Annotated in this window: 9 protein-coding genes and 1 pseudogene; 6 read left to right on the forward strand and 4 right to left on the reverse strand. The window is 57.3% G+C overall.

Annotated features, from left to right (window positions below; all coding sequences use genetic code 11):
- Positions 1-169: 169 nt before the first annotated feature.
- Genes ACR0NZ_RS12650 through ACR0NZ_RS12660 form a run of 3 tightly spaced genes read right to left on the reverse strand, consistent with a single transcriptional unit; the run spans position 170 to position 4,625 of the window.
- On the reverse strand, positions 170-1,999 hold the full coding sequence (locus ACR0NZ_RS12650; protein WP_480519317.1) for a caspase family protein: 1,830 nt from the start codon (positions 1,997-1,999) through the stop codon (positions 170-172).
- Between the two features lie 38 nt (positions 2,000-2,037).
- Complete coding sequence (locus ACR0NZ_RS12655) at positions 2,038-2,718, reverse strand: DUF928 domain-containing protein (RefSeq protein ID WP_480519319.1); 681 nt, start codon at positions 2,716-2,718, stop codon at positions 2,038-2,040.
- Positions 2,715-4,625, reverse strand: coding sequence for a CHASE2 domain-containing protein (locus tag ACR0NZ_RS12660; RefSeq protein WP_480519321.1), 1,911 nt, complete (start codon positions 4,623-4,625; stop codon positions 2,715-2,717). The genes ACR0NZ_RS12655 and ACR0NZ_RS12660 overlap by 4 nt, the downstream gene beginning before the upstream one ends.
- Positions 4,626-5,066: 441 nt before the next feature.
- Here ACR0NZ_RS12660 and ACR0NZ_RS12665 point away from each other — a divergent pair, with 441 nt between their 5' ends.
- From ACR0NZ_RS12665 to ACR0NZ_RS12675, 3 genes are read left to right on the forward strand one after another with little or no spacing between them, the layout of a single operon-like run.
- Positions 5,067-6,062, forward strand: a complete 996-nt coding sequence (locus tag ACR0NZ_RS12665) for an HlyD family secretion protein (RefSeq protein WP_480519323.1) — start codon at positions 5,067-5,069, stop codon at positions 6,060-6,062.
- The gene (gene rbbA, locus ACR0NZ_RS12670) at positions 6,059-8,752 is read left to right on the forward strand and encodes a ribosome-associated ATPase/putative transporter RbbA (protein WP_480519325.1); all 2,694 of its coding nucleotides are present in this window, start codon (positions 6,059-6,061) and stop codon (positions 8,750-8,752) included. The genes ACR0NZ_RS12665 and rbbA overlap by 4 nt, the downstream gene beginning before the upstream one ends.
- Positions 8,753-9,868, forward strand: coding sequence for an ABC transporter permease (locus ACR0NZ_RS12675; protein WP_480519327.1), 1,116 nt, complete (start codon positions 8,753-8,755; stop codon positions 9,866-9,868).
- 159 nt (positions 9,869-10,027) lie between these two features.
- Here the strand turns inward: ACR0NZ_RS12675 and ACR0NZ_RS12680 are convergent, their stop codons facing one another.
- On the reverse strand, positions 10,028-10,942 hold the full coding sequence (locus ACR0NZ_RS12680) for a GlxA family transcriptional regulator (RefSeq protein WP_480519329.1): 915 nt from the start codon (positions 10,940-10,942) through the stop codon (positions 10,028-10,030).
- A gap of 21 nt (positions 10,943-10,963) precedes the next feature.
- On the opposite strand from ACR0NZ_RS12680, the pseudogene ACR0NZ_RS12685 reads away from it, so the two are divergent.
- The 3 genes and pseudogenes from ACR0NZ_RS12685 to ACR0NZ_RS12695 form a co-directional block, all read left to right on the forward strand.
- Positions 10,964-12,148 (forward strand): annotated as a pseudogene (locus ACR0NZ_RS12685) (CoA transferase); the annotation flags it as partial.
- 4 nt (positions 12,149-12,152) lie between these two features.
- On the forward strand, positions 12,153-13,850 hold the full coding sequence (locus tag ACR0NZ_RS12690) for a N,N-dimethylformamidase beta subunit family domain-containing protein (RefSeq protein ID WP_480519331.1): 1,698 nt from the start codon (positions 12,153-12,155) through the stop codon (positions 13,848-13,850).
- 161 nt (positions 13,851-14,011) lie between these two features.
- On the forward strand, positions 14,012-15,358 hold the full coding sequence (locus ACR0NZ_RS12695; RefSeq protein ID WP_480519333.1) for an adenylate/guanylate cyclase domain-containing protein: 1,347 nt from the start codon (positions 14,012-14,014) through the stop codon (positions 15,356-15,358).
- Positions 15,359-15,398 lie beyond the last annotated feature (40 nt).

Consider the following 15,398-nt stretch of genomic DNA (forward strand, 5'->3'; position numbering starts at 1 on the left):
TAAGTGCCATCAAAGGAGCGGCATCAAACCGCGACACGTCCAGATCGGGCTTGAGAGCGATCGGATTTCGATTGCATTGCAAGTATTACTAGCCGGGATAGCCCCTGTCTGAATCTTTTGTAGAGCTGAGCAATGCACCTGGGCTGCAATCCATTTGAACTTATCCCGGTTAGGGCAACCTGCCTTCCAGAACGACTGAACGTGCAAAGCGTCCCGACCCGTCGAACCATTGTGTCGGCACGATCTCACTCAGGTCTCGGCGTCCGTTTCGTTCATACTGAAACTGAGCGAAAGCCTTGTTGCCTTTCCCATGGGTCTTGTTCGGTTTCGATGGCAACCAATTTGTGAAATTGACCGGCTCTCCGGTGTACCACCGCCAGCCTGTCACGGCATTTTCTTCCTTTGGGTCCTTCCGGAAGCCAAAATAGGGGCCAGCCTTGTAACTGGTGTTGGTTCGACTGTCATAGCCTTGTTCAAACAAGGCTGGATCATGGGCGATCATGCGCACCACGAATGCGTTCTCGTCAGCCGATGTCAGGGATGCAAGATCGATGCCACAGCTCTCGGCGAGGCGGCGTGCGTCGTCGATCGAGCCGGAATAAATCATGGCGATGTAGAAGCTGCCCCGGTACTTGCCATAGATGCTTTTCCGCAGCCCAAGGCACCTGAGCACTGTTATGATCTCTTCGTTTTCACCCAGCATTTCAAGGTCATCCGGCATTTGACGCGCGGCAAATGGATTGCTGACAAAACTATCGTCAGCCCCATCCTGCCATTCCATTCGCAAGCTTGCCAGAACGGCCGCATCGACATGGCCCGTCGGATCAAGCCCTCGGGCCTCCTGCAAAGCCTTTATTCCCGCCCGCGTCTTCAGTCCGAACGCGCCATCCGGCACGCCGACCTCGAAACCGGCGGTATTGAGCGCCTCTTGCAGACGCTGTTTCCGTTCGCGGTCCGGTAAAAGGAAATCCTCCATTGTGGACAGGTGGCCCTGTTTCTTCAGCCAATCCGGCGTAATCTCGGCCATGCGCCCCAGAATCTCGGGCTCGACGATGGTGGCCGCCCGGTACTTGCCGGCGACCAGCGACCAGCCACGCATGGTGTTCACTTTCATCGCGGCGCTGATTGCAGTGTCGCGGGTCGCAAGGGGGCGCACGGCGACGGGCTGGGTCGTCTGGTCTGCAGGTGCCAGCATTGCCACCTGTTCGACCTGTGGCACAAGGTAGATGTCTTCGCCAGGCAGTGAGCCATATGTAAATGGCTCCTGAAATCCATCCGTAAGCTCCACCACCCGATCGCGCACCCGGCGAAACATTTTCCCAAGCTCCAACCCCGGCTGTTCGATATGTTCCAAAAGTGCCGTCGCATAGGGGCTGTTCCGGCCGCCCCCGTCCTGCGCCAGCGTTCCACCACGCGCGGCATAGCCCACGACAACCCCACCAGGTTCCACTGCGGCCAGCCCACGCCCGATCGACCGAGTGGCCGACGCGCGCGACATCTGCGCAACGAAAGGATTGTTGCGGCAGGCATCGACCAGAACCAGTTTCAGCCCCGGCGTATCGGCAATCGAATTCACGATTGCATCCAGACGAATGGCCTCGAAGTCGACGTCGCGGTCGCTTTTCAGTGCTGCGTTCACCGGGATCAGGTAGTTGGTATTCTCGATCTCAATTCCGTGGCCCGCGAAATAGACAAGCGCCACATCGGCACCCGCGGCAGTTTCGGTAAAGTCCCGAAGCGCGATGCGCATACCGTTGTAATCCAGGTCCAGACCCGTGGTGACCTCGAACCCTATACGTGCCAGCGATTTCGAGATGTCCTGAGCATCATTGATCGGGTTCTCCAGACTCGAGACATGCTGATAAGCGGAATTGCCAATGACTAGAGCCACGCGTTTTTCCGTCGCCGCAAAGGCCGCTGCTGAAATGGTGCAGATCAGTGCAACGGCCAGCAGAGCGCAGCGTAGAGCCAGACCCGAAAAAGACCGGTATATCATCATGCGTCCCCCGCCTGTTTGCCGAGGGGTTGGAGCGTGTCCTATGGCAGCGAAATGCCAGCAGACCGGACAAGGCTCGCAAACCCCGCATTCCGGTTGACCCGAACTTTACCCGATAACTCGATTTCGACAAAGGGGTGCAGGGCATCGAACCATAATCCCTTGGCGGCCAAGGCCGGCACATCCTCTGCGGCGGGCTCTGGGGCGGCGACCCGTTCCACGTAAGTCGTCACCGTCGCGATGACGGCCCCCGCCTCAGGTTCCGCCAGAACCACTGTCCAGACATAAATACGCCCCGGCTCCAGCACGAGTTCCGAGCGCGACAGGTCGAGCGCGTAGAACCCTTTTCGGAACCGACCGTTGCCGGAAATACCGACTCCGTTCTGCTGCGACCCGACCGGGGCCAACTGCGCGGACATCTGGCCTGAAAAATTGTCAGCCAAGTGCCAGATCAGCGGGGGATTGCCCAATGTGGTCACGCCGCCGCCAGCCGGTGCGAGCACGGCCAGTGCTCCAGCCTCTTGTCCGACATCGCGCGTGGCAGCGCCGACGCGGTCCGCCGGGGCACCGATGGTGGGCGGAATGAAAATGACCTCGTCTGGATCAGCCTGCTGACTGCCTTCGCTTTCTTGCGCCGACAGGGAAATGGTCGAGCCCAAAAGCAGCAGCAGACCGGTTATCAAAGCGCCAAGAGTGTTTCCCGAACATGCCGGTGTCATCATTGCGATGCCCCCCTCTGTGCCGATCCTGTCAGCAAGAATAACGCAATTTCCCGCGACTTGTCGTCGTGGATAAGGTGCCCGACCAACTGAAACGTGAAATAGCGTCCAACGAGTTCTCGAAGATCAGCGCTGGCACAGATCGTGGTTGCCGACGCGCGCCTAACTTGCAACGCTTTTCCGAATGCCTCGATACGGGCTGCGATGTTCACCGTGTCGCCCATGATGTTGTATTGAAGGCTGCCCGCGCTGCCCAACGTACCGCCCAAAACCACGCCACTATGGAGCCCGATCCGCAGACCATAAGGTGCCAACAGACCACCTTCTGCATTCAGTCTGTCAATCCGGTCAGAAATTTGCAGTGCCGTCCGGCAGGCCGCGACAGCGTCCTTCTGGATGTCCTCCTCGGTCGTTCGAGGCAGCGGCGCACCGAACACCACCAGGATTCCGTCACCGGTGAACTTCTCAATGAACCCGCCATTTTCGCGAGCGACCTGGCTCATTTCATCCAAAATCCGGCTTGTCCAGTCCATGAAGGCACCCGGTTCGGCCGAGCCGCCGACGGTCGTCGAGCCTTCCAGATCAGCAAGGAGGACACTGACGCGCAAGCGGCGGGGGCGCGGCTTTCCGCCAGCAAAAAGGATATCACGCGCGTTCCATATCTCGGCTGTGAGTTCCGGGGACAGATGATCCGAGAACAGTCTGGCGATGGCCTGGCGTTGCCGACGCGAGATGATCCCGACAGTGAGGAGCGCTAAAAGAAAGGCGGTAAACCAAGCAACCGATGTCGGAACGACCGGCAACCATATGCCACGAGACAAAAGGTTCGAAAGCGCCACTCCAATAGCGATGGCAAGGCCTGGTCCAAGTAGTATGACGGTCAGCACAGTGCGCGACAGAACCCCAGCTAATGCCCCGAACAATGCGCTGGCGAAGATTATCGCCAAGTGCGCACTTTGCCCGGGGCTGCGCATCGGTTGGCTGCGGCCCGCGGCATAATCGATTAATTGCTGGGTGGTGGCTGCATGCACCAATACGCCATAGCTGAATGGCGTCTGTGGCGGGTTGTTCAGCGGTGTGCGGAAATCGTCTTTGATCGACTTGCTGGTAACCCCGATCAGGGCGACTTTTCCTTCGATCATGTCCGCGTCTGCTTGTCCGGCGAGCAAGTCGCGGGCCAGTATGATCGGGGCCATCGGCAATGCGTTGGTGTAATCCAGCAGCACCTGATAGCCCGTATCATCTAGCCCGCGATAGCTGCCGAACCTGTCTTCCAGCCGTCGCACCGGCGTCTGACCAAACAACAGGGTCCGGGGATCGTCCGGCCAGGCTTTCAGGCTGTTTTGACCCGTGGCGCGCAGGGCCAACTGTGTGCTGAACGCCAAAGAAATGCGATCGGTGCCGCTGACCAGCAGAATACTGCGCCGGGCGACACCATCCGCGTCGACGGGGATATCAGCAAACCCCACGCTGCCGTCGTTCTGCGCAAAATCCGGCGCCTCGATGCTCAGCCCGCCGCTGTCGTTCAGTTTCACAACCCAGATCGCATTGGTCTTCAGGAACGCCGCTTCGAGTTGCTGCCGCCCCTCGATCACCTCATTGTCGCGATAGATATCGATACCGATTACAGCGGCACCTGCCGACGACAGTGCGTCGATAATATTCGCAATCTGACCATCTGAGAGGGGCCAGCCCCAGGTGCGCAAATCCTCGTCATCGACCGCGACCACGACAACATCCTGTGCCAACGCATCGCTGGCCCTGCGGTCCAAAACCCAATCGTAATGTGCAAGCTCGGGCCGCTGCAGGTAACCTTCAGAACGAAGGCCTGCGAGGATCGTGAAAACTCCAAGCGCGGCAAGACCCGCCACGAAAAGCGCCTGCACCGGACTAAGAAGCCTTCTGTTCATCTTACAAGTTTGCAGTTGTTCGAAGGTAAATAGCAACTTACGTTCGTTGTTTTCTCAAGACCATCGGGGAGTTTGCGGGGCTGAACGCCGCTCAAACCGTGTCTTTGAGGGTGAACTGTACATGGCGGTCTTTTGAGGAACCTGCTAAAGCTATCGGTTCAGGGTCGAGAAATTGACTCCGATATCGGCCACCACTCGTTTTCACTTCAGCTTGGCTGTCAACGCGGTGCGCATTGCCTTAGTGTGCGAAGCCAGGGTTGGTTTGCATGCCATGTTGTTTCTCTTTTGTGGTAAAGTTTCAGGTCACAAAGGCTGAACATGTCCGGGACAGGGTCGCAGAGTCTTTCTTTGCCCTGACGTCGTTGGCTTGATCCAAAGCAAAGCCCACGGTTCAGCAGCAGTATAGAGGAATACCCGCAGCGAGTTTTCAGGCGGTGGATAATGAAGAAAAACTCATTGATTTTTTTTGCTTTGGCTGCGCTCGCGATGGTGGGCGTGGTGCTCTATTCCCTGGTCTCTGAAAATGGAAGCCAGTTGCCTGATGGATTTGCCCGGGGGAATGGTCGGATCGAGGCCGAGCAGATTGAAATTGCGCCGACCTTAGCCGGACGTGTCGAAAGCGTCATGGCGGTTGAAGGCGGTATGGTCGCCACCGGTGACGTGCTGGCCGAAATGGACAGTGATGAGTTGTCCGCCACGCTAGATCGTGCCAAGGCCGAAGTGGCGCTGGCGCATCAGACCAAAGTGGAAGCAGAGGCACTTGTTGTGCAGCGGAAAAGCGAACTGCGCCGGGCCGCGCAGGAGCTTCAGCGCGCAACGGCTCTTCTGACTGGGCAGAATATCTCTGAAACGGTTTTCGAAGAACGCGAAACCATACATCAGGTTGCCGCGGCGGTTCTGGGTGCCGCACAGGCGCGCGTGGCCACTGCAGAAAGCCAGATTGCGGCCGCCGAGGCCGAAGTGCGCCGTATCGAGGCGCTGATCGAAGACAGCTCGCTTTTGGCTCCGACACGCGGGCGTGTGCTTTATCGGCTGGCGGAACCCGGCGAGGTCGTTGCCGCGGGTGAACCAATCCTGACTCTGCTCAGCCTTGAGAATGTATATATGGAGGTGTTCCTGCCTGCGCGCGAAGCCGGATTGCTGCCTATTGGTGCCGAAGCTCGCATCATTCTTGACGCCCTGCCGGACTATTCCATTCCAGCCTTTGTAACCTTTGTCTCTCCTGAAGCACAATTCACACCCAAGCAGGTCGAGACTTTGGATGAACGCGAACAACTGGTGTTCCGCGTCCGTGTGCGCATCCCCGAGAATCTGGTCCAACGCCGGATTGAGCACGTCAAAACCGGGCTTCGCGGTGTTGCCGTGATCCGGATCGATCCAAACCTTGCGTGGCCAGAGGCGTTGGAACAGGGTATCCCGCCCGAGCTGTTCGAATGACGCCAGAGGCCGACATTGAGATTCGCATCACGGGTGTCACGCACCGGTATCGCAGCGATGTCGCGTTGCAGTCGGTTTCGCTTGATCTTCCCAGGGGCCAGCTGGTCGGCTTCATCGGACCGGATGGGGTGGGAAAGTCGACCCTGCTGGGGTTGATCACCGGTGCAAAAAAACTGCAAACCGGATCAATCAATGTTCTAGGTGGCTTGATCGACGACGCCGCGCACCGACGCCTTATCTGCCCGGCCATTGCCTTCATGCCACAGGGCTTGGGTCGAAACCTTTATTCTGAGTTGTCAGTACGCGAGAACCTTGAGTTCTTTTCGGGGCTTTTTGGCCAAGGGCAAGAAGAATGTGACATCCGGATCAATGCGCTGTTGTCGGCGACAGGGCTGGCGCCGTTTGAAGACCGGCTTATGGGCAAGCTTTCGGGCGGGATGAAGCAAAAGCTCGGCCTGTGCTGTGCTCTGATACATGATCCGAAGTTGCTGGTTTTGGATGAACCGACAACCGGTGTCGATCCACTCTCACGCCGTCAATTCTGGGCATTGATTAATGCCATTCGGGCAGAGCATCCCAGACTGTCCGTCCTTGTGTCCACTGCTTACATGGAGGAGGCGGAAAGCTTTGACCGAATTGTTGCAATGGACGGAGGTCGCGTCATCTTTCAAGGCAAACCTGCTGAACTGAAAGGGCAGGACCGGGATCTCGAAACCGCATACCGGCGCTTGCGGTCACACGATGGTTTTGGATTGGCGTCGGAACAAACACCTGTTCGGCAGGTCAACCCGAACCCTGTGATTTCTGCCCGAGGCCTGACACGTCGGTTCGGGGATTTCACCGCTGTCGACAGTGTCGATTTCTCGATCCATCGCGGAGAGATATTCGGTTTTCTTGGGTCAAACGGTTGTGGCAAATCCACCACGATGAAGATGTTGACCGGCCTGTTGCCAGTCAGTTCCGGAGAGGCATTGTTGTTTGGCAACCCGGTTGATGCACGTGATCGCAAGATGCGTCGCGACATCGGATACATGAGCCAGGCTTTTTCGCTCTATGGCGAGTTGTCAGTTCATCAGAACCTACAGCTTCATGCCCGGATATTTGCAATCCCTGATCGAGAGGAGCGCATATCGGAATTGACCGAACGTTTTGGTCTGACGGCCCATCGCGACACACTAGCTGCCGCGCTGCCTCTTGGAATCAAACAACGTTTGTCATTGGCGGTGGCGGTTATCCATCGTCCCCGAGTTCTCATTCTTGATGAACCAACCTCGGGTGTGGACCCCGAAGCACGCGATGTCTTTTGGGCTTTGCTGGTCGAACTTTCGCGCAAGGACTTGGTGACGATCTTTGTCTCCACGCATTTCATGGCCGAGGCAGAGCGCTGCGACCGCGTATCATTCATGCATGCGGGCCGTGTTCTGGCGGAAGGTACGCCCGCGGACCTGATCGCCGCAGAAGGCACCGGCAGCCTTGAGGAAGCTTTCATTTCAGTTTTGGAGGCCGCAGAAAAACCTGCACCTGTCCTGGCACCCAAAGTTGACTTTGTCACCAAGACCAAGGTCACCGGACAAGGTATCGGTCGTGCCCTGACTTACACACGACGCGAAGCGGTTGAAGTGGTCCGCGATCCAGTTCGTCTGGCATTTGCATTTCTTGGCTCGGCGATTTTGATGCTGGTGTTCTGCTTTGGCATATCACTCGACATAGAAGATCTTGAGTTTGCCGTTCTGGACTTGTCTCAGAGCCCGGAAAGCAGGGCTTACACGGAAGAAATATCGGGATCGCCTTATTTCAAGCAAACGCCGCCTTTGATCAGCGCCACAGAAGGGCGCAGACGGTTGCAGGCAGGGGACGTTTCGATGGTGATCGAGTTGCCACCTGATTTCGGGCGCAAGTTGCGCACAGGTGAACCTACCCAAGTGCTGGCAACCGTTGATGGCGCGATCCCCTTCAAGGGGGAAACAGTCGAGGGGTATGTCGCCGGGCTGCACCAGTCGTTTCTTGACGGGCAGTCGAGGACCACAGGCGAACACGCGGTTGAGATCGCCCGTATTGAACCCCGGTTTCGCTATAACCAGAGCTTTGAGAGCATTGCCGCGATGGCCCCGGCCATGCCCGCCATCCTGCTGATCATGCTGCCTGCCGTGTTGGCTGCGGTCAGCGTCGCGCGAGAGCGCGAGCTGGGCTCGGTCGTCAATTTCTACGTAACACCGACAACGCGGCTCGAGTTCCTGATCGGCAAACAGATACCCTATATCATGATTGCCTACGTGAATTTCCTGTTGCTGGCCGCAATGATTATTTTTGTCTTCGATGTGCCGCTTAAGGGCGATCCCCTGCCTTTGGCATTGGGTGCGTTTTTGTATGTTTGGGCGACGACGTCTTATGGATTGCTGATCGCAACCATGACATCCAGCCAGGTGGCAGCGACTTTTGCCACTGCTATCGCTTCGGTCGTGCCTACCATCCAGTTCTCGGGTCTTTTGCAGCCCGTTTCGACGCTAGAGGATGGTGCGCAGCTTATCGGCTCTCTCTGGCCCTCATCCTACTTTCTGCACCTCAATGTCGGGGCCTTCACCAAAGGGCTTGGATGGGAGGCGCTCGCACCGGACATTTTGGCACTGGCCTGCTTTGGACCGGCGTTGACACTGATCGCCGCGCTTTGCCTTCGCGCGCAGGAGAAGTGAATGCAGCGATTGTCCTGCATATTCTGGCTTGGCCTGAAAGAAGTGATGAGCCTGCGTCGGGACTGGGTGATGATGGCGCTGTTGGTCTGGTCTTTCACGCTGGCACCCATGATGGAGGCAACCGGCGTAGCGACCTCGGTCAACAACGCGTCGATTGCATTTTCTGATGAGGACAATTCTCCACTGTCCCGAGCGCTTGCCACGGCATTTTTTCCACCCGAGTTCCAGCCGGTCGTACAAATCGGACCAGGTAGCGGTCCAGCGCAAATGGACGCCGGAGAATTCATCTTCATAGTTGTTGTTCCACCGGGATTCGAGAAAGACCTGAGGGCAAGGCGCAAGCCTGAAATTCAAGTTCTGATCGACGCCACGGCGATGGAGCAGGCCGGGATCGGCGCCAGCTATATCACCAATATTTTGGGTGCCGAAATTCGCCGCTTTGCGATCGGTGTCGATCTTGTAGATCCACCGCTGGTCGATGTCATCCTAAGAAGCGCTTTCAACCCCAACCGTGATACCGTGCGTTTTGCCGGGATCGTTGCCCTGATCGGACAGATCATGTGGCTTACCACCATTCTGACCGGCGCTGCCATGATCCGAGAGAGGGAGCACGGGACGATCGAGCATCTGCTGGCAATGCCGCTGACCCCGTTTGACATTGCAGCAGCCAAAATCTGGGCCAATGCTGCAATTGTCCTGATCGCGGCCAGCCTGTCTCTGACCTTTGTCATGCAGGGTGCGCTGGGAATTGAAATCTCGGGGTCAAAAGGACTGTTCCTGTTTGGCACTGCCCTGTTTCTGTTCACCGCAACCGCACTCGGGGTTTTTCTCGCTACGATTGCGCGTTCGATGGCGCAGTTTGCGCTTTTGGTCATGCTGATCGTCCTTCCCATGCTGATGCTGTCCGGAGGAGAGACGCCGGTTGAAGGGCAGCCAGACTGGTTGCAGGTCGGGACGCTGCTATTGCCGTCTCGTCACTATATGGCCGCCAGTCAGGCAATTGTGTTCAAGGGTGCCGGTCTCGAAACAGTTTGGCCAGAGTTCATCTGGATGGCTTTGCTGGGCGCTGTCCTGCTGGCAACAAGTCTGGCCCTCTTTCGGAGATCTGTTGAGTAATTGAGCCAAACCGGTTTGGGATAATGTTCAAGGGCGATGTCATAATGCCTCTGGGACGATTGATTTATTCATATGTGACCGAATACCCCGGCCGCCGATCAGCTGTTAGAATCCCCTTCTCCCGCTTCGAAAACTTGCACGCGTCGTTTGGCAGAACCTTCAATCATCCACCTCTTTCGGGCCACATCTTTGGATCGTGTGGGAAGTTTTTGCGCAGGCTGCGGATAAGAGTGGCGTACTCGCAAAACCGCAACGCAGAGCGATTTCCCCAGGCGCAAGATCACTGTAGCGAAACATTTCGCGGGCACGTGCCAGACGTAGAAGCAGATAATACCGCCCCGGTGTTGTCTGAAGCTCCGTCCAGAACAGACGGCGCAAGGAGCGTTCGGACATATGAACCTGTTTTGCAAGGGCAGAGACCGGCTGCGGTGTTTCGAGTGCTCCGGACACCAATGCGACAATCCGTTTGAGTTTTGGCGACACCGCTGACGACAGCGCCTGATCTGGATAAGAGGCACCGTGCCGCCTGGAATTGTCATGCAGGAACATCGCCGCGGCGTCAAAGGCAACTGATGGGCCAAACCTGCTCCGGATAAAGTGCAGCATCAGGTCTAGGGCCGCTGCGGCGCTGCCGCATGTCCAGAAACGACCATCCTGAACATAACGGTCAAAGAGGACATGGGTTTCGGGAAACTCCTCTGCAAACTCCTCAAGAAGTTGCCAGTGTAACGTCGCCTTCCGGTGGTTCAGAAACCCGCCCCGCGCCACCACCCATGCTCCTGTATCCGCTGCAATCACTGTTGCGCCCTGCATCAGCCGGCCAAGGCCCCGGCCACGGCGCAGCGCAGCACTGCCGAATGGCTGGCCGACGACCATGCAGTCACTTAGGGGCTGGTGGCCGTACTTGATGACCCCCGCCACGGGCGGATGCGTCAGATGGGCAATGTGGCCTGGCTGGCCGACGATCCGGGTGTGATGACCAAAACCGCTGGCCCTTAAGCGGATGGATATCGCAGCGAGCTTGCCCGTGTTTTCGCGGAACCACCCCGAAATTTCAGCGTTGGAGAAGGGCAAGGCGATTGGCTTGATGGGCTCAAGGTTCTGGATCTGACCAACGTCATTGCCGGGCCGACCATCGGGTCGTCATTGGCCCGTTTTGGGGCGCAGGTCACACTGGTACAGCCGGTACGACCTTCGGTCGATCCGTGGAGCGCGGTGTTTTTTGGCCTGCATGCTCAGCGCGGCAAGAAGAGCATCTTGCTCGATCTGCGTTCGGAGGGCGGGCAGCACGTCTATTGGCAAATGGTCGCTGAAGCAGACGTAATCACAATGAACGGAACAGACCTGCAACGAGAAAGCTTGGGGCTGAGTGAAGCCCGGCTGACAGAGGTTAACCCGCGTCTCATCGTTGTGCAGCTTGACGCCTGGGGCGGACCGCGTCGGGGACCAAAATCGGATCATCTGGGTTATGACGATCTCGCACAGGCCGCGACCGGCGCGATGACCCGCTTTGGCGGCGGGCCGGAAACGCCCGAGGAACACGCCCATTTTGGCACGATTGATGCATTGACGGGGCATTGCGCCTGCGTGGCGCTGGGCGCCGCGCTGGAGCGGCTTAGAATGACATGCAAGGGTGGCATCGCCCGCGCGTCGCTAGCCGCCGCAAGAGAGTTGATTCAAGCGCAGTTCATGTATGATTTCGACACGCGCGCGCCGTTTGACGAACCTTCGGGGCGTAAAACGCTTGGTTGGGGGCCGTTCTATCGCTGCTATGCCGCGTCCGACGGCTGGATGTTCTTCGCCGCACCGACCGAGGGTCACGCCGCCTTGGCGCGCGTGCCTGACCCATCCGATCTTGCCGGCTTGGACGATACTGATCTGGACTCTGCTCTGTCCGAGCGCTTCGCGCAAAAACCAGTGGCCGTATGGGCTCAGGCTTTCGCTGGGAGCTCGGTGGGTGTGACCCGCCTCGGTTCGCTGCACGACACCCGCGACGTGGGCCTTCAGGCTGAAAGCGCAGGCTCTATCGACATTCGCAATGCAACCTTCCGAGCCGTTCGACATGACCAGCACCCGATGGCCCGCTGGGTTGATCTGGTTGCCCCCAATGCGGTGCGACCGCAGAATGCCACGATAACCATCCCCGGCCCGGCACCAAAATACGGACAAGACACGCGCGAAATCCTTGCGCGTCTGGGTTATGGCGACACCGAGATACAACGTATGATCGAAAAAGCCGTGGCAGCTGAGAGCTGGTCGGAAAAATATCTGCCGGAATAGACACATGACCCAAGACAAGTTCGGACCGGAAATCACGCCACGCACCCGTGCAAAGGCGCGCCATATCCTAGATCATTATTACATCGGCCCGTCCCGAAATGATGCGGTTCTCGAGATCTGGGGGTATACCCCAAAGATGAGCTATGCCCCCGGAGATTGCGTGGCACTTAATGTGTCGACCACGGCGCGTGAATGGGATCTTGAGATCGGTCGCGACGGGCTGGTCTATCAACCACTCCTGACCGAGACGGGCTTGCCGGGGGTGTATTACCCCACGCCGGAGGATTGCTCGGTCAAGGGTTGTGGCTGGCCCGAGGCCTATGGTATTTGCATTCCCGAAGACTGGGCGCCTGGCGGCTACCTTGTCACCTTCCGCGCCCGCAGTGGCGACGAGATGGTCGAAGAGCATCACATCATCCTTGTAAGAAGCGCCCCTGATGCCACGCCATCACTCTATGTTCTGGTTTGTGCCACCGGCACATCGGTGGCTTATAACTGCTGGGGCGGCTCGAACCATTACGAAGGCATCACCGGTCCCGAAGGTAACGCCTTTTCCCCGGTTCTTTCGACCCAGCGACCCTGGTCGCGCGGGTTTTGCAGGCTGCCTGAAGGCGCCCCGCGGGCGCTGCGGGAAAAGCCGACCAGACCGGGCGAAATGGTGCGCTACCCCAATATGGAATGGGCTTACGCTTATGGCTATTCCAAGAAATACGCCTCGGCTGGGTGGGCCAGCTATGAACGCCATTTCGCCCGTTGGGCCGAGGGGGAAGGCTGTGATTTCGACGTGATCGCGCTGCATGATCTTGAGCACGACCCGAAGCTGCTTGGCCGGTATGCCTGTGCCGTGTTTGTCGGCCATGACGAATACTGGAGCGCGATTATGCGTGACGCTGTTGACGCCTATGTCGATGGCGGTGGCAACGTTGCACGGTTTGCCGGAAACTTCCTGTGGCAGACCCGGATCGAAGACGAGGGTCACACGCAGATCTGTTACAAGTATATCGCGGATCAGGACCCGCTTATGGGCACCGAACAAGAGCACCTCGTCTCGGGTGCCTTCGAGGTCGCACCAGTTGACCGCCCGGGTGCCTTGACATTCGGAGTTAACGCTCTGCGCGGTGTTTACGCCGGTCTTGGGAATTGCGTTGGCGGCGGCGCAGGCGGCTTTACGGTCTACCGCCCCGACCATTGGGCATTTGACGGAGTCGGGGTCGGCTATGGCGACATTTTAGGCGCGCACGCCCGGATTTTTGGCTATGAGGTCGATGGTCTGGATTACCGTTTCGAAGACGGTCTGCCATTTCCCACCTGTACCGACGGCGCTGTTCCAGAGATCGAGATACTTGCCATGGGGCTTGCCACCAATATCGAGGCAGATCACGGGGTCTGGGGTGAAACGCTCTACATCGGTGCCGACGATGCGCGGTTCAAGGCGCAGGTACTGTTCGGCGAAGTCACGCCCGAGACGCTCGACACCTGTAAACGTGGCAATGGGATGATCATCTCGTGGCGTCGCGGCAAGGGTCAGATCTTTACAGCCGCAACCTGCGAATGGGTTGCCGGGCTGATCCGCCGGGACGAGCAGGTAGAACAGATCACCCGCAATGTGCTCGACAGGTTGGGAAAGGGTTTGGTTAAGTGCTCAAATGAAGGTTGGGGCGTATTGCCTTTCCAAAGAATTACTTGTTTCGCGGATACATGACCTTCACGTTTACTACCGGCAAGTGATGCGGTGACTAACAACTCGATCAGACGAGAGACGATCAGCATATTTAAGCCCAAGCCGAACTGGTTTTTTCAGGTTTCACCACACAACAGGAATGGCTTAGCGAATTAGCAAAGGCCGTTTAAGATATCCGGCAAATGTCCGATACCGTGCAAACCAGAATACAATCGCGCAGCAACGTGGCGTTCGCCGAAGAAGAGCGTCAAGGGACATTGCTGGCAGCTAAAGTCCGAACACTTGCATTGGCCGTTGTTCTTCTTTGGCAGGCGATCGACAGCCCGGAAACAGGACCGGCTTATTACTTCAATCTTCTGGAAATTTTTTTCTTTATTTTACTGGGAGGTTTGCAGTTTGTCGCTGCCTACACGCGTCGCGGCGGGCGTGGTCTTCCGTATGTGTTCGTTACGTTAGATTGTGTTTCGCTTGCAGCCGTTTTTACCTTGGGATCACCATATATCGACAGCCCCTTGCCACCCGCCATTGCGATGGACACAGCGCGGTTTTTGTTTTTCTTCCTATTTCTGATGCAGACATCTTTCAGTTTTCGGCCTTCCCTTGTGGTTTGGTGCGGTGTCAGCATCATTGTGTCCCGCCTCGGGATGTGGGCATGGTTTCTGAGTCAGCCTGACGTACGCAGTAACTTGGAGTTGACCGAGCAATCCGTTGAAGCCTGGCTTGCCGGGGCAAGAGACTTGAACTTTCTGTTTCTTGGCTATGCAGCCATAGAATTGATGGTCGTGCTGATCGTGTCTGCCGGGCTTGCAATCGTCGTCGCGCGCTCTCGCAGGCTGGTTCAGAATTTCATTTCGACCGAAAGAAAGCGAGCCAGCCTGGCGAGGTATTTTTCACCCAACGTGCTTGACGAATTGAGCAGTCTGGAAGCCGGAATTGCGGCTGGTAGGCAACAAAACGTTGCCGTGTTATTCGCGGACATAATGGGGTTTGCGAAGCTTTGCGAGAACGCGACTGCCGACGAGGTGATCGAACTTTTACGAGACTACCATGATCGGTTGGGTAAATCGGTATTCGATAACTCTGGCACTTTGGACAAGTATATCGGCGACGGTCTTATGGCCACGTTTGGCACTCCAACGCCCAGTGCACACGACCCTGCCAATGCGTTGAACTGCGCATTCGAGATGATAGAAGCGTTGGACAAATGGAACGCAGAAAGAGAGTTGTCCGGGAAGGAACCGGTGCGTGTGGGAATCGGGCTGCATTGGGGATCGGTTGTAGCTGGCGACATAGGCAACGAGCGGCGACTGGAATACGGCGTGATTGGGGACAATGTGAATGTCGCAAGCAGGATCGAGCACCTGACCAGAGAACTGAACACGCAATTGGTCGTGAGCCACGATTTGGTGCAGGCCATCGGGCACAACGATGCAATCCCAAACTTAAGCCGGTTGACTGACGCCGGAGAACAAAAAATCCGGGGGCGCGCCGCTCTGGTTAAGGTTTGGGTTTATCCGGCAAGCCGATGACATCTCAGCGCGACAGCATCGCGACAGTTGAGCTCGCATT

The organism is Ruegeria sp. AE3, from assembly GCF_056542225.1.